The following is a 17,348-nucleotide window of genomic DNA, read 5'->3' on the forward strand; positions in this document are numbered from 1 at the left end:
GTTGAATCCGAGCGTGGTGCCTCCGATCTTCGTTCCTTCTTGCATGCTAAATCTATTGTAATGTTGAAACGTATTGTCCTGACCAGCGTGCTGGGTTGGTTATCCTTCAGTGGATTACACGCTCAGGTGCTGACCGATTCCCTACAGATTGAAGGAAATTATCGCGTCTTCCATTTTCATAAACCCGCCGTGGGTCAGCAACCGCAAAGTCTGGCTTTCGTCATGCACGGATCGGGCGGCGATGGCAAAGGCATGATGCGGGGCACCGAAAAAGCGGAACAGGAGGCCCAGGCCACCCGCACGCTGCTGGTATACCCCGATGGTTATAAACGCTACTGGAATGAATGCCGGAAAGCTTCGCCCGCCCTGGCGAACAAGGAGGACGTCAACGAGCAGGCTTTCTTTGCGGGCATGATCGAATACTTTGAGCGGCATTACGGCATTCAGCCAAAGCAGGTTTTTGCCGTGGGCACCTCCGGGGGTGGTCACATGGCGTATAAACTAGCCCTGACCATGCCGGATCGCTTCCGGGCCGTAACGGCCATCATCGCCAATCTGCCCGATACCGATAATCTGGACTGTACGCCCGCGGGCAAACCCGTACCCATGCTGATCATCAACGGTACGGAAGATAACGTAAACCCGTATCAGGGCGGTGTCGTTGATCTGGGGCCGAACATGAACATGGGCCGCGTACGCTCCACCGACCGCACCTTTGCCTACTGGGCCGAGCTGGCGGGGTATCGCGGCAAACCAACGATGGAAAAACTGCCCGATACAGACCCCAGCGATGGTCGGACCGTAGAACGACATACGTATCAGGCTAAAGGAAAGCCCGAAGTAGTTCTGCTGAAAGTGATCGGTGGCAAGCACGATTACCCCAAGGATATTGACGTACACGTAGAAGCGTTGCGTTTTTTCCAACGCCAGCTTCGCTAGACGGCGAATCGCTGTATTTTTTCAAGCCTCTGGGTATTCCCGTATCTGGAGGCTTGATTAGTACGTACCGTTCTCCGCATCATTTTAGCTCCTGAGGTGAGTAGCTGAACAGCTTACGACAGGAATTCTTCTCCGTATCCAGTACCCTAACAGCCCGTATGCTGACCTCTTCTGTACCGACCAAACCTCATTTTCAAGTGCTCGATGGACTACGGGGCATTGCTGCCGTAGCCGTGGTTATTTTCCATTTCATGGAGTTTATCACTCCGGATTACCACGACAGTTTCATTGCCCACGCGTACCTGGCCGTCGATTTTTTCTTCTGCTTGTCGGGTTTTGTCATCGCCTACGCGTACGATGATAAATTGGGATCGATGGGCGTGCTTACTTTTCTAAAAAGACGACTGATTCGTTTACACCCGCTGGTGGTAATCGGTTCGATCATTGGCTTACTGACCTTCGTTTTTGATCCGTTTAGCAAACTCTATTCCGTATACGCCAGTCAGACGCTGGGCATGTTTCTCACCTCCTGTCTGATGATTCCCTTTCCGCTGGTGCGGGAACGGTATTTCAATCTGTTTCACCTCAATCCGCCCACCTGGACGCTGTTTTGGGAGTACCTGGCCAATGTGCTCTATGCGTTAGTACTGGTCAAACTACCCACCAGAGTTCTGGCAATCTTAACCCTGATTGCCGCGGGTACGCTGTTCTACGAAGCTCACCGATCCACGTACCTGGCCGTGGGATTTGGTGGGGATAACTTTTGGGGCGGCGGAAGCCGGGTTTTCTATTCTTTTCTGGCGGGTATGCTCGTGTATCGGAGTCGCTGGATCATTCGTACGCGACTGGGTTTTGGCGTAGTAGGCCTTTTATTACTGCTGACGTTTTTAGTACCTTTTTCGAAAGGAATCAACTGGTTGGTCGATCCGCTGCTCGTGGTGTTCTATTTTCCTTTCCTGATTGCCCTGGGAGCGGGTACGCCCGTCGAGCCCACATTACAACGGATTTGTACATTTTCGGGCGATATTTCCTATCCGCTGTACATGACGCATTATCCTTTTTTGTGGATTGTGCTGAGTTACATCGAGGCAAAAAAGCCGCCCGTGAGTGAGTTGGTTGGGATCATGATCGTCGGCGTGGTCTTACTAATCCTGTTTGCGTATATCGTCCTGAAATTTTTGGATGAGCCGATTCGCACTTACTTCAATCGAAGATAAATACCTCTATTCCAAATAATTATATTTTCATAGTACAACAAAAAGGTTCGGTAAATTACCGAACCTTTTCTACGATCAGACGTATCCTGTTTACTTTACTACAGTCGCTTCCAGCTCAATCGTTAGCCCCTGAAAAAGGCCTTTCACTTCCAGTAAGCTAGTGGCCTGTTTGATACCGTGTTGGACGATCCAGGACTGGTACAAATCCCCACAGGTTGTAAAAAATTCAGTCGTGGATGTCGTATACACATTCAGCCGCACGATGCCCTGACAGCTGTAACCAGCCTCCGTGATGAGTTGCTCCAGATTAGCGAAGGTTTGTTGTAACTGGGTTCGCATGTCAGCTGTACTGGGCTGCCCCTGAGCATCGATGGCGGCCTGCCCGGAGCAATAGAGCGTGCCGGCGGGCTGTTTGATTTCAACGGCTTGTACGGAATTGGTGTACTCTCCCCATTTCCAGGGATCAATGGTTCGCTTTTCCATGCGGGTAACGATGTTAGAATTGATTTGACCGTACAAAAATCACTGCCTCTAGCGACAGCCTTATGTCATACCTTTTTTGGAACGCGAAAAAATAATTGCGTAAACGAAGGCGTCTTCAGGATTTTGACGATCCCAGGAAATTCAAGCTTTTTTGTGTATTACCTTAGTGTAAAAGAGTTGACAAAACGCCAGTCATTCATCGATTGCTTTATCCCTTTTTACCCCAGCAGAAAATGTTAGCCATTTTTGAAAACTATATGAAAGCCCAGCACATCGATCTGACGGAGGAACAGATTCAGATGATTACGGCCGCGGCGGTGGAGCGGACGGTTTCCAGAAAAACTATTTTATTACAGGCTGGGGACATCTGCCGGCATAAAATCTTCATTACTAAGGGCTTTTTGCGAACTTATCGAATTGGAGCGGATGGTACGGAACACATCATGCAGTTTTCCCCGGAACTGAACTGGACCACCGATGGCGAAAGTTACACCCACCGTACGCCTTCGACCTACATCATTGAGGCCCTGGAAGACAGTCAGCTGATGATCTGGAACCGCGATCGGTTTGATACCTTACTCCAAACGATCCCCAACCTTAGAACCTATTCCGAACAACTGATTTCCCGGCATCTGCACCTCAGTCGCAATCGCCTCTACCAGACCTTCAGTGCCACGCCCGCCGAGAAGTACGAGGATTTTCTTCAAGCCTATCCCGGTATTCTCTCCCGCGTACCTTTGCGGATGGTGGCCTCTTACCTCGGCGTTTCTTTGAAAACGCTGACGCGAATCCGACAGGCTCAGCTCAGGCATCCGGTAAAATAGGGACAAATGTCCTCTTTTTGCCTGTCCTGATTGTTCAATTTTGCCTTGTAATCACAGGCGAGTGAGCAAGCGGTTCGTTCGAACACTCGCCTCACAAACATACACGACCATGCGAGTATTTGTAACGGGAGCCACGGGCTTTGTAGGCTCCGCCATTGTACAGGAATTGCTAGCGGCCGGGCATCAGGTGTTAGGCCTGGCCCGTTCCGATGCCTCCGCCCAGTCCCTTCAGGAAATTGGTGTGGACATACTCAGGGGTAGCCTGGAAGATCCGGAGGTATTGACAGCGGGAGCCTCGGCAGCGGATGGCGTGATTCATACGGCCTTTATTCACGACTTTTCGCAGTATGCGGCGGCGGCGGCAACGGACAAGCGAGCCATTGAAGCCCTCGGCTCGGCGTTAGTCGGTACGGATCGTCCGTTGATCGTGACCGGAGGTATTCTGATTGTGCCCAGCGAGGGAGGGATCATTACGGAAACGGACGCGGCTCCGGCCACGCACCGGGCCTCCGAAGCTACGGCTATGGCCTTGGCCGAGGCGGGCGTACAGGCTTCGGTGATCCGACTTCCGCCCTCCGTTCATGATGAGGGCGATGGCGGGTTCGTACCGTTCCTGATTGATTTGGCCCGGAAGAAGGGCGTTTCGGCGTACGTAGGAGATGGCAGCAATCGCTGGCCCGCCGTACACCGATTAGATGCAGCCCGCTTATACCGACTGGCCCTGGAAAAAGCCGCTATGGGTCAGCGGTACAATGCCATTGGGGACGAAGGTATTCCGGTTCGGGAAATTGCGGAATTAATCGGACAGGAACTGCAAGTACCCGTGGTCTCCGTATCGCCCGAAGAGGCCATTAATCATTTTGACTGGATGAGTCGGTTTATCACCTTCGATAGTCCGGCAACGGCTACCCAGACCCGAGCAGCTTTGGGCTGGGAACCCGTCCATGCCGGGCTGATTGAGGACCTACGGATGGGTCATTATTTCAATCGATAAATCATCGGGTTTCCTGACTATAAGGATTAATCTTTGTGTTCAGGAAACCCGATTTTTATTCGCTTTATCGTATACCCATACTTACTTACCTAAGCTTTCCAATTGCTTTCTGGCTCTTCCAGCACAGTACTTCTATTTAACTCTTCCCTTCAAATTACGAGTAAGCCTTACTCGTGAAATTCTTCCCCGAAAGCCTATTTTTGTTTGACAGAAATCAGTCCGATATAACTAAAATACCATATAATATTTCAATAACAGGAAGTATTACAAAATAGTACTCTAGTCATCACAGCTTTTGCCTTACGAACCTTATTTTACCAGCCATACTAACCAATGGTTGTAAAATGCTGTCGAAGATTTCTCTCCTCTATATTGGTTTGGGTTTAAGCATGAGTCCAGTTCTGGCTCAAAGCCCCTTTTCGCCCCAGGAAGTAAAGGCCATGCGGACGCAGGCCAAACGCATCGAAATTATCAAGGATACCTACGGCGTGCCCCACGTGTACGCGAAGACCGACGCCGATGCCGTGTTTGGCATGATGTACGTACAGTGTGAACAGTTCTTCGATAAAGTAGAAAATTCCCTGATCAGCCGGACGGGGCGACTGGCAGAAGTAGAAGGCGAAGCGGCCCTACTCCGCGACCTTTGGTCTAATCTGTTTATTGACTCGACGCAGGCCAAAGCCTACTATCAGCAATCGCCTGAGTGGTTACGAAAGCTCTGCGATGCCCACGCCGCCGGGATTAACTACTACCTGGCTACGCATCCCGCCGTAAAGCCCAAACTCATTACCCGGGTAGAACCTTGGATGAATCTGATGAACAACGTGCCCGCCATGGGGGGCAGTAACGTTGCTGAGTCGGATTTCAAGGCGTTTTACCTGAACGATACGCATGCCATTCCGGGACGGAGTTTTACGGCTGAACCGCCCAAAAACGACGGCTCCAATGGCTGGGTATTGGGTCCTTCGCGAACGAAAAGTAAAAAGCCCATTCTCCTGATCAATCCCCATTCCGAATACTACGGCCGAATTGAAATACAGGTGGTCAGTGAGGAAGGACTGAACTCGTACGGGGCTCCTTTCCTGGGCCAATTCCCCATTTTTCAGGGCTTCAACGAATCTTGTGGCTGGATGCACCCCGTCTCGCTTTCCGATGCCAAAGACCTGTACGCCGAAGAAGTGCAACGGAAAAATGGAAGACTCATGTACCGCTACGAGGGTACCTGGAAAAACGTCGACAGCACCGTTCACGAAATTCGCTACAAGAAAGCGGATGGGATAGCTACCCGCCAGGTGGTCACGTACCGAACGCACCACGGCCCCATCGTCTACGCGACGGCAACCCGTTGGATTGCCCTAAAAACGCACGAACCGAACATCGACCTGCTGGCCATGCACTGGCTGAAGATGAAGGCGAAAAACATGAGAGAATTTACCGAAGCCCTGAACAAACGGGCCATGGTGGGCAGTAACGTACTCTACGCCGATAAAGATGGAAACATTGCGTATTGGCACGGCAACTTCGTACCCCGAAAGAACCCGCTCCTCGACTGGAAACGGCCCGTGGATGGTACCACGGCAGCTACGGAATGGCAGGGTACGCACGAGCTCTCGGAAATTCCTCACTACATTAACCCCGCTAATGGCTGGCTGCAAAACTGCAATTCGACGCCCTTGTACGGAGCCGGGGAATTATCGCAGGAGATTCTGAAACTTCCCGCCTACATGCACCCCGATGGGCATACGCCACGGGCGGTCCATGCGGTGAAAGTACTGACACCCCTCAAAGACGCTACGATGGATGATGTGGTTCGGGCTTCCTACGATGCCTACTTGCCCAGCGGCGAGCGTTACGTACCCAGTTTGATCGCCGCTTATCAGTCCCTGACTTCAGATTCCCTGAAATCCATCGTCAAAGGTCCGATTGAGGTACTGAAACAGTGGAATTTTAAAACGGATACGCAATCGGTGGCAACTACCCTGACGGTGCACTGGCTGGAAAAAATCATCCAGCTGGACATGGCCCGACTGCCCCGTCCCCTGACGACGGAAGAGCAGTATTCCCTGACCAACGGAGCCGCCCTGACTACTGAATTTCTTTCCGCGAGGGAGCAGGTACTGGCACTGGCTCAGGTGGTCAGCGAGTTGAAAAAGGACTACGGCACCTGGGAAGTACCCTGGGGTACGGCAAATCGTTTTCAACGCACCGAAGGCGAGCCGAGTGACCAAAAACCAAGCTGGGCCGTTCCTGCCACGCCCGGATTCATGGGTTCGCTCAATGCCTATGTGAGTCGCAAAGCACCCCAAACGCACAAACGTTACGGGGTTACGGGCAATACCTTTGTCGCCGCCGTTGAGTTTGGGGATCGACTACGGGCCAAAACGATTTTGACGGGCGGGGCTAGCAGTGACCCGAAGTCCCCGCATTACACCGATCAGGTCAGGGGGTACATCGACGGGACGTACAAGGAGATTTACTTCTACAAGGCAGATGTCCTGAAACACATGGAGAAGAAATACCACCCCGGCGATTAGTAAACAGGCGGCTTGTCCGGATGGTATCCAGGCAAGCCGTAGTGTTCAGGATTTATATCGACACCTAAAGCTTGTAAGGGATTGTATCCTACAAGCTTTAGGTGCTTTTAAAACCACTTAACAACTCTTTGCGATCGATGAAAAAAATTACTGGAATCGCTCTGGCCTGTTTAGTCAGCTCCCTGGCCCTGGGCCAAAGTAAAACACCCGCCAGCCCCGAAGCCCAGATTGCGACTTTACAAAAGCAGTTATCCAATCTCCAGCACAGCTTCGATGCTCTGGATAAAGGCATTGATGACCTGAGCTGGGAGCAGAAAGTAGGCGATGTAGCCCTGGTAGACAAAGTAATTCTTACGGGGCCACCCCCAGCCGTCGTTAAGAATCCTACGGGACAGGGAGCTAAAAATCCCGTTCGTTTTTCAGCATACGTCTTCATTCCCAGGAAACTCGATCCGAGCAAAAAGTATCCCTTACTGGTGCTTCCGCACGGCGGAGTCCATAGCAATTTCAACACGGCGTATGCCCATATTGTCAAGGAATTAACGGCTCAGGAATACGTAGTCATTGCCCCCGATTACCGGGGTAGTACAGGTTACGGCCGAGGCTTTTACGAATTGATTGATTACGGCGGACTGGAAGTGGATGACACCAAAAGTTGTCGGGATTACATGCTCGAAAACTACGATTTCATTGACAAAAGTCGGGTGGGTATTCTGGGCTGGAGCCACGGCGGAATGATTACTTTACTGAATCTCTTCAATTATCCCAACGCCTACGCCGTCGGTTACGCGGGTGTTCCCGTGAGTGACCTGATTGCCCGGATGGGTTATAAAAGTCAGGGCTACCGGGATGCCTATTCAGCGGATTTTCACTTAGGGAAATCAGCGGATGAAAACGTGGAAGAATACCGCAAACGCTCGCCCGCCTGGAACACGCACAAACTTCAGACTCCACTCCTGATTCACACCAATACCAACGATGAGGACGTGAACGTACTGGAAGTCGAGCACCTGATCAAAGCCCTCAAAGCCGATGGGAAGAAATTTGAATACGAAATCTACAAGGACGCTCCCGGTGGACATACCTTCAACCGTATCGATTCCTACGGTGCCAAGGAAAGCCGCCTGAAGATTTACGACTTTCTGGCCCAGTACCTCAAACCCAACAAGAAATTCAGGAATGTAAAGGAACTGATCGAGGTCAGTTATTTCCCGAAAACTAAATAAATTACCCCTTCGGAAGAGAGGGGCTTTCCCGGCCTCTCTTCCATTCTTTCCGCTGTAATCCTTCCTGCGTATGCATTGTAAACGTTTACTATTGGGCATCATCTGGATACTCGGCACGCTACAGGCGATGGGCCAGTCGGCAACCCAGACGCTGAAAATGCCCGGTCTGCAACAGTCCGTGGAGATCATTCGGGACCAATGGGGGGTATCGCACATTTACGCTAAAAATGACCATGATCTCTTTTTTGCCCAGGGCTACGTCGCCGCTACGGACCGCCTGTTTCAGCTGGAGCTTTGGCGGAGGCAGGCCACGGGTACCGTCGCCGAGTGGCTGGGACCTTCGGAGTTGAAACGGGATCTGGGTACGCGATTGTTTAAGTTTCGTCAGAACCTCGACCAGGAATTCGCTCATTATCATCCCAGGGGTAAACTCATCATTACCGCCTACACCGCGGGTGTGAATGCCCGGATAGCTGAGGTCCGGAAGGATACGAGCAAGCTTTCCTTCGAGTTTAAATTACTGAAAAGCGTACCCGGATTCTGGACGCCGGAGGTCGTTATCAGTCGCCACCAGGGCCTGATTGCCAACCTCACAAGTGAGTTGAGTTTTGGGCGGCAGGTTCACGTCATGGGGGAAGAAAAAACCCGGGAACTCAACTGGTTTCACCCCACGCGTACGCCCGCGTCCGAACCGAAACTTACACTGGAGAAGGGAGTAGACGGTGCCGCCCTAATGCAGGATATTCTGGGCCTGTACAATGCCTTCCGGGCTCCCTTACGCTTTAAAAAACCGGGCTCTGATGTAGGAAAGACCTTTGACTTTCTGGACTGGTACGAAACGGAAAAAGAATACGTGGGATCGAACAACTGGACGCTGAGCGGCGAAAAGTCGCAAAGTCATTTCCCGATGTTAGCCAATGATCCGCACCGTACGCAGTCTACGCCTTCCCTGCGGTACTGGATTCACCTCAACGCTCCGGGCTGGAATGTGGTAGGAGCCGGCGAACCGACGTTACCCGGCGTATCCATCGGTCATAATGACTACGGAGCCTGGGGACTGACCATCTCGGGATCGGACTGCGAGGATCTGTACGTGTACGATCTCAACCCGCAAAACCCGAATCAATATCGATACAAAGGGCAGTGGGTGGCGATGAAAATCGTGACGGATACGATCCCCGTTAAAGGTCAGCAACCGCAGGTGGTACAGTTGAAATACACCCGTCACGGTCCGGTGGTGTTCGAAGACGCAAAAGCCAATAAAGCTTACGCCGTGCGAGCGGGCTGGATGGACGTGGGTTGTGCCCCTTATCTGGCAAGTCTTCGTATGAATCAGTCGAAAAGCTGGGACGAGTTTCGCGAGGCTTGCTCCTTCGCCCGGCTTCCGTCGCTCAACATGATCTGGGCCGATCGTAAAGGGCATATCGGCTGGCAGGTTTCAACGTTAGCACCCATTCGCCCCAACTGGTCCGGACTGGTACCCGTCCCCGGCGACGGACGATTTGAATGGGAGGGTTATCTGCCCATCCAGCAGTTACCGCACCTGAGCGACCCCGCCAAAGGCTTCATTGCCTCGGCCAATAGTAACCTTACCTCGCCTGACTACCAACCCCGTACGGCCCTCGGTTGGGAATGGTCAACCTCGTACCGAACCGATCGGCTGGAAGAAGTATTGGGCAGTAGTAAACGGTTCAATCTGAGTGATTTTTCGCAGTTGCAGAATGACGTCCTATCCATTCCCGCCCGCACGCTGGTACCGCTGCTGAAATTTGCCCTTCCTTCGAACGAGGAATCGGTTCAGAAAGCCGTAAGCCTACTGCAAAACTGGGATTTCCGGTTGAACCCGGAATCAATAGAAGCGGCCATCTACGTCGAATGGGAAAACCAACTGCGGGACTACGTGTACGAAAAAGCAGTACCCAAAGCCGCTCAGGCTCACTTCCGAAGGCTTTCTACGAAAGTTCTGATCGACTATCTGCTCACGCCGCCGCCGGAAGTTTTTGGCTCTACACCCCTCGAAACCCGGAATCAGGTAGTAACCACGGCCTTGCAGGAAGCCCTGACGGTATTGACCAAACGGTTAGGCAAAGATTCCAAGAACTGGGCGTATGGGCAGACTACTAACAAACACATTACGATTACGCACGCCTTTAGTGATTGGGTAAGTCCCGCGATGCAACAGAAAATCAACCTGGGTCCGATGGCCCGGGGTGGCAATGCGGAGACAATCAATAATTCGGGCAATACGTTGAATCAGACCCACGGAGCTTCGTTCCGAATTCTGGTAGATACCGAAAACTGGGATAAAACGCTGGGCGTGAATAGTCCCGGGCAATCCGAAAATCTCGAAGATCCGCATTACCGGGATTTGTTCGACAAATGGAATCGGGGGGAGTACTTCCCGGTGTATTTCAGCAAGGAAAAAATCAAAAGTGTGGCCGATCAAACGACTTTGCTTACGCCTTAATCGTACCTAACTTTCCAAATGAAACAATAGTAGGTGTTACAGTTACTATTGGCTCCATTCCTGGAAAAGAATACTCCTTCAGTCACTTGTTTGAAGTTTAAAACAAGCCCCGTAAACCAAAAGCCTAACCCAAGGTTAGCTTTTGGTTTACGGGGCTTACCAGTTGATGCAAGATTACATCGATTACTGAACGATCGTTTACTTCAAGAGCTACCGAAGTTTTGTTCTACGTTCTTCCATGATCTAAGTAAAGTATTTATCCGCTATCGATTACCTCTCGTTTATTCCCTGCCCCACACTGGAAAGGTGCGTAAAAGCATAACTGCTTCAATAAAGAATTCGCCCCCGTACAGTTTTTTAGTGGTTGACTTCGCTCAAGAAACAAATCATTCTTGAGAGAATATTTGTTTTCAAAACTAGGATTCAACGGAACGGCATTCGGTACGAGGCATTCCTTTTTTCCTACCCCAACGGTATTGCTTGTTTTTCGTAACTATGACCTTACCCCACGATAACGCTGAACCTTTCCCATTTTTGCAAGGAGGTGGTGAAATGGGTCATCTCACCCGCCAGTTCGACTGGTCGAGGACCTCGCTCGGAACACCCGATACCTGGCCAGCCAGCCTGTGTATCAGTCTGGGCATTCTGCTGAATTCCAAGTTTCCTATGTTCCTTTACTGGGGATCCGACTATATCTGTTTTTACAACGATGCTTACCGACCTAGTCTGGGCGTTACGGGTAAACATCCAGCCGTACTCGGCAGCCGGGGGGAAGACATCTGGCCGGAAGTGTGGGAGTTTAACCGCCCCCGACTCAATGCCATCATGGCGGGTGGCGAAGCAACCTGGGAAGAAGATCAGCTCCTGCCCATCTATCGGAACGGAAAAATGGAACCCGTCTACTGGACGTATAGTTACAGTCCGGTTAAAGACGAAAGGGGGCTGGTACGAGGCATATTTGTGGCGTGTACGGAGACTACGCAGAAAGTACTAACGACCCAACAGTTGGCCGTTTCCGAGCAACGTTTTCAAAATCTGATTCGCCAGGCTACGGCGGGTATCATTGTTCTGACCGGGGAATCACTGCAGGTAACGATTGTCAACGAAGCTTATGCCCGATTGGTGAACCGTACGGTTGAAGAGCTTCTGCATCATCCTTTATTTGAGATTATCCCCGAAGCGGCTGACCCTTTTCAGTCGATTATTGAGGGGGTTATCCAATCTGGCGAACCCATGTACCTCTACGAACAACCGTATCAGGTACAGGTTGAAAGCGGAACCAGGCAGGGCTTTTTAAATCTGATTTATCAGCCCTATCGGGAGCAGGATGGTACGATCACGGGTGTCATTGTCTTTTGTCAGGACGTCACTTCGCAGGTGCAAGCCCAGCAGGAACTTTTAAATAAAAGTCGTAATCTGGAGCTGGCTCTCACCATTGCAAACCTCGGTAGTTTTAAGGTAGACTTAGCCAGTCGCCTGTCCATGCACTCCCAACAAATCTTGGACTGGTTTGAGATTCCTAGCCAAGAGTATCCACTCGATGAAGTCTTTCAGCTCATTCATGAGCAAGATCGTGCAACGACGATCCAGGCCATTGAAGATTCCATCGCGGGTAAACAGGGTGGCTATCATGATGTCACCTACCGGGTTATCAGTCGCCAGAATGGCCACTTGCGTTACCTGCATTCCATGGGACAGGTCCTGACGGAAAAAGGGAAACCCGTTTCGATTTCGGGTATCATTCAGGATGTTACGCCGACGGTTATTAGCCGCCAAGCACTCGAAGAAAGTGAAGCGGCCTTGCGTGATGCCATTGAGCTGGCGGAATTGACCACCTGGACTATTGATCTTACGAAAGGCCAGATGTACACTTCTGAGAAGTACGCCCGTAAGTTTGGACTACCTCATACTGAAATTTCCCTGGAAGAAGCCTGGTCTATGGTGCATCCTGATGATCGGAGTCATCTCACCCGGTTATGGGAACAATCCTTAAGTCCTGAATCCAACGGTCGGTTAGAGACCGAGTACCGAATCCTGAACGCTCAAACGGGTCAGCTCCAGGCCATTCAGGTCATCGGTCAGCACTACAGGAATTCAAAAGGCGAGGTCCATCGTTTTCTAGGTACAGCCCGTGACATTACCCTCGAACGGGAGTTACAAAACACGCTGGAAAACGAAGTGCAAAAACGCACTGAGGAATTAGCCGCCGTGAATGAAGAGTTGCAGGCCAGTAGCGAAGAAGTAGTGAAAAGCAATGAAATCCTATCGATGCATTTGGAGGAAATGACGCAGCTGAATCGCCTCCTGCATCTTTCCAATGATCGTTTGAAGCAGTTCGCTTACGTGGCCAGTCACGATTTACAGGAACCGCTGCGAAAAATTCAGGCGTTTAGTACACTCATTGAAAAGAAATACGCGGACCGACTGGATGAACAGGGTCTGACCATCCTGTCAAAAATTACCAAATCCGGCGAACAAATGTCCACCCTGATTCAGGACCTACTGGCCTTTTCACGGCTGGCCGTCGATCAGGACGAAAAAATGATTGTTTCGTTACAGCGAGTATTAGCCCGCGTACTGGAATCGCTGGAAATACGTCTACAGGAAACGAAAGCGGACTTACAGATTGATCCGTTACCGGCTTTGCTGGGGGATGAGAGTCAGCTTCGGCAATTGTTTCAGAACCTGCTTTCCAATGCCTTGAAGTTTGTCAAAGCCGGAGAGATGCCGCGTATTCACGTGTATTCGCAGCTGATTCCATCCGCTGATTTACCCCCTGAACTCCAAACCGTGTTGAAGGCTCCGCGGTATTATCGCATCAGTGTAGCCGATCAGGGTATTGGTTTTGAACCGCAATACGCCGAGCGTTTATTCGAAGTTTTTCAGCGACTGCATACCCGACAGCAGTACAAGGGAACGGGCATTGGACTGGCCATTTGTCAGCGAGTCATGGAAAATCATCAGGGAGCCATTACTGCCGAAAGTGAACCCGGACAGGGAGCCACCTTCCACGTTTTTTTCCCGACCTGATAAAAGGCATACTAAGTAGACTATGAAACGGAAACAGGGGTTACAAAACCGATGTTCCTAACCCCTGTTTTTTAAGTAAAGCACCGCAATTCACTAACTATTTGTCCCATAAAACTACCTTACAGATCAACGGAAAAAGCTTGTTTTCATGGCTTGAATGATCGTTTCTCACTGTACCGCTTCGTGAATGCCCGTGTTCTGCCAGCTTCGGGTGGCCGCTGAATCCAGCACCGCCTGGCACACCCGTTGCGTTTGCAGAGCATCGAGAAAGGTAGGATGGCAAGGTTCATCCGTTTCCAGACTCTTCAGAAAATCGGCGACCTGATGCACGAAGCTGTGTTCGTAGCCCAGCCCTAAACCGGGTACCCACCACTGACTCAGGTAGGGATGTTCGCCATCCGTAACGTGAATGGATCGCCAGCCCCGCAAGGCCGATGCATCGCGGTGATCAAAGTATTCCAGTCGGTTCAAATCATGCAGATCCCAGCGGATGGACGCGTGTTCACCATTGATTTCAAAGGTATACAACGCTTTGTGGCCCCGGGCGTATCGCGTGGATTCGAACAAACCGAGCGAACCGTTTTCAAAATGACAGTGAAACAGGCAGGCATCGTCAATACCGACGGTCGTAAGTTCTCCAGTTTGTTCATGAACCCGCTCTTTGATGAACGTTTCGGTTACCGCTGATACGTCCCGAATCGACCCGTTCAGCCACAAAGCCGTATCAATGCAGTGGGCGAGTAAATCGCCCGTAACCCCCGACCCCGCCGAGGCAACGTCCATTCGCCAGTTTCCTCCCCCCTGTGATAGATTAGCATTTATGGTCCAGTCCTGCAAAAAATTGGCCCGGTAATGAAAGATACGGCCCAGCTGCCCCGAATCGATGATTTGCTTGGCCAGCGTGACCGCGGGCAGGCGGCGGTAATTGTACCAGACCGTATTGCGAACCCCGGCTTTTTCTACCGCCGCTACCATCGCTTCGGCTTCGGGTAAGGTTCGGGCCAGGGGCTTTTCACAGAGAATCATTTTTCCGGCTGCCGCTGCTGCTAGTGCTATTTCCGCGTGCCACTCATTGGGTGTACAGATGTCGATGGCATCAATGTCGTCCCGACCGATCAGGGCCTGCCAGTCCGTTTCGACCGAGGCGTAGCCCCATTGCTGAGCAAAATCTGTTACCTTTTCGAGGTTTCGCGAGCAGACGGCCTGCAGAACCGGACGATAGGCCAGTTTCGGGAAAAAATCACCAACCCGTTTATAGCCGTTTGAATGCGTACGGCCCATAAAGCCCGTACCAATTAAACCAATGCGGAGTTCTTTGGATGCGTTCATGTGTGTAGGTAGGAAAAAGTTAAGCTTCTGACCAGCCGTGAGCTTCGCGTACCTGAATCATCACCGCCAGAATGTCGTTCCAGGTTTGCTGCCGTTGCATTACTTCGTTGGGAAACATACAGCCATCCCAGCAAATGTGGCGGAAGGCTTTGGTGAGCTGCCCCTTTTCATCCCGCAGCCAGTAGCCCGCATCGTGTACAATGTCGAGTTTACCCGCGGGGTCCGTGGGTAAACAATGCCGTCCGGTTTTATCGTGCGAGCCCGTTCCGTACACGGTTCCATCGTTTTGGGCCACGTGAAAATCGACCGTCCAGGGCCGTAAAGCTGCCGTTAGTGTTTGAAGGGCCTCTTGCAGGGTATCGCGGTCACTCCAGTCGAAATCGGGCGGTAAGATGCGATCTTCGGGCCGGTTCGTTCCCAGCAGATACAGAAGCGTATGCGACATATCCGCCTGAAAACCCAGGTTAGGTCGATCGACGGCTTCCAGCGTTTCGAGCATGGTTTTCCAGCTGTGCATCCCCCCCCAGCAGACTTCCCCCTCCGCCGCCAGCGTTTCTCCGTACTCGGCGGCAATGTCACAGGCCCGGCGAAAGGTATCGGCAATTTTTTGCGTATTCCCTTGCGGGTCCGTGGCCCACTGCTCCGGCGAGCTGGCCGAATCAATGCGAATGACGCCGCCGGGACGGATCCCGATCTGCCGTAACTTCTGCCCAAAGCGACAGGATTTACGAACCTGTTCCAGAAAAAAGGCCTGCTCTGATGCAGAACCCAGGGCCGGGCCGCCCCAGATGGGAGCCACCAGACTACCGACCTCCAGACCAAAGCCGCTAATTTTGTCAGCGAGTGCCTGAATCTCCTGATCGTCGGCATCCAGATTGACGTGCTGCTCGAAGAGGCCCAGATCTACGCCATCGAAGGTGATCCCGTTGACTTCGGCCCCAGCCGTCAGTTCAAGCATGGTATCGAGGGAAAGAATAGGTTCCGAGTCAGCCCCCTTGCCGACAATGCCGGGCCAGGTAGCGTTATGAAGTTTAGGGAATGTATGCATCGTAAATAGGTTCAGAGGATACGTGAAAAAATCTAGTCAAGCACCAGATCGGGATTGTTGGGACCGAAGTGTTTGAGCATCACCAGCGGCTCCGTGGCGGAAGCATTGGTAATTACAACACCCGCAAGAGCTGCTTTTTCGCTGACAAAAAATTCATCGCTGGTCAACTGCCCGTAGCGAATCAGACTGGGCGTTTCGATGTTCCAGACCCCCAGTTTCCCGTGCCCTTGCATGAGAATGAGTCCGTACGCTGCCCCATCCTGAATGGTTACGGTCTGGCCGGGCAGGACGGTCAATTCTTTAGCACTGAAGGCTTCGGATTTATAACATACCCAGCTTTCCTGGTAACCCTGCATTGCTTCCGGATCGCGTACGGGTTTAGGAGCCATGAATCGGTTTTGCATCATTTCCGGGTCCAGATTCAGGTCCCAGTCAATCACTTCCAGGAGATGTTCCACATCCCCGCGACGCTCGGGTGGCGTCCCATTCCAGAGTAGTTCTTCCGGAATAATCGCTTCATTGACCAGGGACTGGTACATGGCGAAAACGTCCGAAGCCTTTTGCGGTTCGTACGTACACAGGCTACCGGGAGCGTGCAGTAAGCCGGGCGGCACGTCCCAGCCGGTACCGGGTTCGAGCCGGTACGCCTGCGAAAGGTTGGTGATTTTGTTATCGCCTTTGGTAAAATTTTCCAGGCATTGGCGGACCTGCGAGTGCGTGGTACCCGGCGTCAGTCCAAAGAACGTATAGGGAAAGTCTCCGCCGTGGTTATTTAGTTGTGGTGGAAAGTAATAAGCCTCTGGTTTACCCAACTGCCCGATGAGCCGGGCGTGTTCGTCGTTGTGGTGGATGTGATGCGGCAAGGGGCCCATGTTGTCGAAAAACTTGGAATACATCGGCCAGCTCTGGTATTCATTCCAAAGTCGATCGCCGATTAACGCTCCCTTCAACTCCGCCACGGCGTCCCTAAGAAGAAACTGGTGACAGGTTCCGTCTGCTTCGAACACAATCTGACTAAGGCCTTCGTCCTGGCCCGTTAAGGGTCCGTTTTTGGCGGGTGTCGTCGAAGCCAGCCAGCGTTCATCGATACCACCCCGCTCACCCCCGAGTACGTAGTAGTCATCGGGATGCAGTTTGATTCGCCGACCCGGTACGCAAAAAGAGCGGGGTACCCAGGTGGGAGCCAGTCGTAGAATGCCTTGTCCCTGCTCTAAGGCCCGGGCGGCCATGCTTGCTGATGTCATTGTCATAATAAGG

At 51.8% G+C, this 17,348-nt stretch carries 12 protein-coding genes; 8 read left to right on the plus strand and 4 right to left on the minus strand.

The window, feature by feature from the left end; all coding sequences use genetic code 11:
• The first annotated feature begins 60 nt into the window (after positions 1-60).
• Together BWI93_RS02415 and BWI93_RS02420 are read left to right on the plus strand one after the other, a co-directional pair.
• Complete coding sequence (locus BWI93_RS02415) at positions 61-939, plus strand: PHB depolymerase family esterase (RefSeq protein WP_094808573.1); 879 nt, start codon at positions 61-63, stop codon at positions 937-939.
• A gap of 158 nt (positions 940-1,097) precedes the next feature.
• Positions 1,098-2,156, plus strand: coding sequence for an acyltransferase (locus tag BWI93_RS02420; protein WP_094808574.1), 1,059 nt, complete (start codon positions 1,098-1,100; stop codon positions 2,154-2,156).
• 90 nt (positions 2,157-2,246) lie between these two features.
• Here BWI93_RS02420 and BWI93_RS02425 read toward each other — a convergent pair whose 3' ends face one another.
• Complete coding sequence (locus BWI93_RS02425; protein WP_094808575.1) at positions 2,247-2,639, minus strand: RidA family protein; 393 nt, start codon at positions 2,637-2,639, stop codon at positions 2,247-2,249.
• A gap of 233 nt (positions 2,640-2,872) precedes the next feature.
• Between BWI93_RS02425 and BWI93_RS02430 the strand changes: the two genes are divergently transcribed.
• The 6 genes from BWI93_RS02430 to BWI93_RS02455 all read left to right on the plus strand — a co-directional run bounded on the left by BWI93_RS02430 (position 2,873) and on the right by BWI93_RS02455 (position 13,714).
• Positions 2,873-3,463, plus strand: coding sequence for a Crp/Fnr family transcriptional regulator (locus tag BWI93_RS02430; protein WP_094808630.1), 591 nt, complete (start codon positions 2,873-2,875; stop codon positions 3,461-3,463).
• A 109-nt stretch (positions 3,464-3,572) separates the two neighbouring features.
• Positions 3,573-4,457: an SDR family oxidoreductase gene (locus tag BWI93_RS02435; RefSeq protein WP_094808576.1), complete on the plus strand. Its 885-nt coding sequence runs from the start codon at positions 3,573-3,575 to the stop codon at positions 4,455-4,457.
• A gap of 389 nt (positions 4,458-4,846) precedes the next feature.
• Complete coding sequence (locus tag BWI93_RS02440; protein WP_255157685.1) at positions 4,847-6,991, plus strand: penicillin acylase family protein; 2,145 nt, start codon at positions 4,847-4,849, stop codon at positions 6,989-6,991.
• Positions 6,992-7,128: 137 nt separating this feature from the next.
• On the plus strand, positions 7,129-8,217 hold the full coding sequence (locus tag BWI93_RS02445) for a S9 family peptidase (RefSeq protein WP_094808578.1): 1,089 nt from the start codon (positions 7,129-7,131) through the stop codon (positions 8,215-8,217).
• A 70-nt stretch (positions 8,218-8,287) separates the two neighbouring features.
• Positions 8,288-10,684 (plus strand): penicillin acylase family protein, encoded by a 2,397-nt coding sequence (locus BWI93_RS02450; RefSeq protein ID WP_255157686.1) that lies wholly within the window; start codon positions 8,288-8,290, stop codon positions 10,682-10,684.
• Between the two features lie 495 nt (positions 10,685-11,179).
• A complete protein-coding gene (locus tag BWI93_RS02455) occupies positions 11,180-13,714 on the plus strand; it encodes a PAS domain-containing sensor histidine kinase (RefSeq protein WP_094808579.1) in 2,535 nt (844 codons plus the stop codon).
• A gap of 168 nt (positions 13,715-13,882) precedes the next feature.
• On the opposite strand, the gene BWI93_RS02460 is transcribed toward BWI93_RS02455, so the two are convergent.
• The 3 genes from BWI93_RS02460 to BWI93_RS02470 are packed head-to-tail and all read right to left on the minus strand — an operon-like array spanning position 13,883 to position 17,344.
• Entirely contained in the window at positions 13,883-15,043 is a 1,161-nt protein-coding gene (locus BWI93_RS02460) for a Gfo/Idh/MocA family protein (RefSeq protein WP_094808580.1), read from the minus strand.
• A gap of 19 nt (positions 15,044-15,062) precedes the next feature.
• Entirely contained in the window at positions 15,063-16,091 is a 1,029-nt protein-coding gene (locus BWI93_RS02465; RefSeq protein WP_094808581.1) for a sugar phosphate isomerase/epimerase, read from the minus strand.
• A 32-nt stretch (positions 16,092-16,123) separates the two neighbouring features.
• Positions 16,124-17,344: a class I mannose-6-phosphate isomerase gene (locus tag BWI93_RS02470; protein WP_094808582.1), complete on the minus strand. Its 1,221-nt coding sequence runs from the start codon at positions 17,342-17,344 to the stop codon at positions 16,124-16,126.
• Positions 17,345-17,348 lie beyond the last annotated feature (4 nt).

This window comes from Siphonobacter sp. BAB-5385 (assembly GCF_002261125.1).
Classification (GTDB): Bacteria; Bacteroidota; Bacteroidia; order Cytophagales; family Spirosomataceae; genus Siphonobacter.

Coding starts and splice junctions, on each gene's coding strand:
- BWI93_RS02415 (WP_094808573.1), top strand. CDS start 61: ATGTTGAAACGTATTGTCCTGACCAGCGTGCTGGGTTGGTTATCCTTC.
- BWI93_RS02420 (WP_094808574.1), top strand. CDS start 1,098: ATGCTGACCTCTTCTGTACCGACCAAACCTCATTTTCAAGTGCTCGAT.
- BWI93_RS02425 (WP_094808575.1), bottom strand. CDS start 2,639: ATGGAAAAGCGAACCATTGATCCCTGGAAATGGGGAGAGTACACCAAT.
- BWI93_RS02430 (WP_094808630.1), top strand. CDS start 2,873: ATGTTAGCCATTTTTGAAAACTATATGAAAGCCCAGCACATCGATCTG.
- BWI93_RS02435 (WP_094808576.1), top strand. CDS start 3,573: ATGCGAGTATTTGTAACGGGAGCCACGGGCTTTGTAGGCTCCGCCATT.
- BWI93_RS02440 (WP_255157685.1), top strand. CDS start 4,847: ATGAGTCCAGTTCTGGCTCAAAGCCCCTTTTCGCCCCAGGAAGTAAAG.
- BWI93_RS02445 (WP_094808578.1), top strand. CDS start 7,129: ATGAAAAAAATTACTGGAATCGCTCTGGCCTGTTTAGTCAGCTCCCTG.
- BWI93_RS02450 (WP_255157686.1), top strand. CDS start 8,288: ATGCATTGTAAACGTTTACTATTGGGCATCATCTGGATACTCGGCACG.
- BWI93_RS02455 (WP_094808579.1), top strand. CDS start 11,180: ATGACCTTACCCCACGATAACGCTGAACCTTTCCCATTTTTGCAAGGA.
- BWI93_RS02460 (WP_094808580.1), bottom strand. CDS start 15,043: ATGAACGCATCCAAAGAACTCCGCATTGGTTTAATTGGTACGGGCTTT.
- BWI93_RS02465 (WP_094808581.1), bottom strand. CDS start 16,091: ATGCATACATTCCCTAAACTTCATAACGCTACCTGGCCCGGCATTGTC.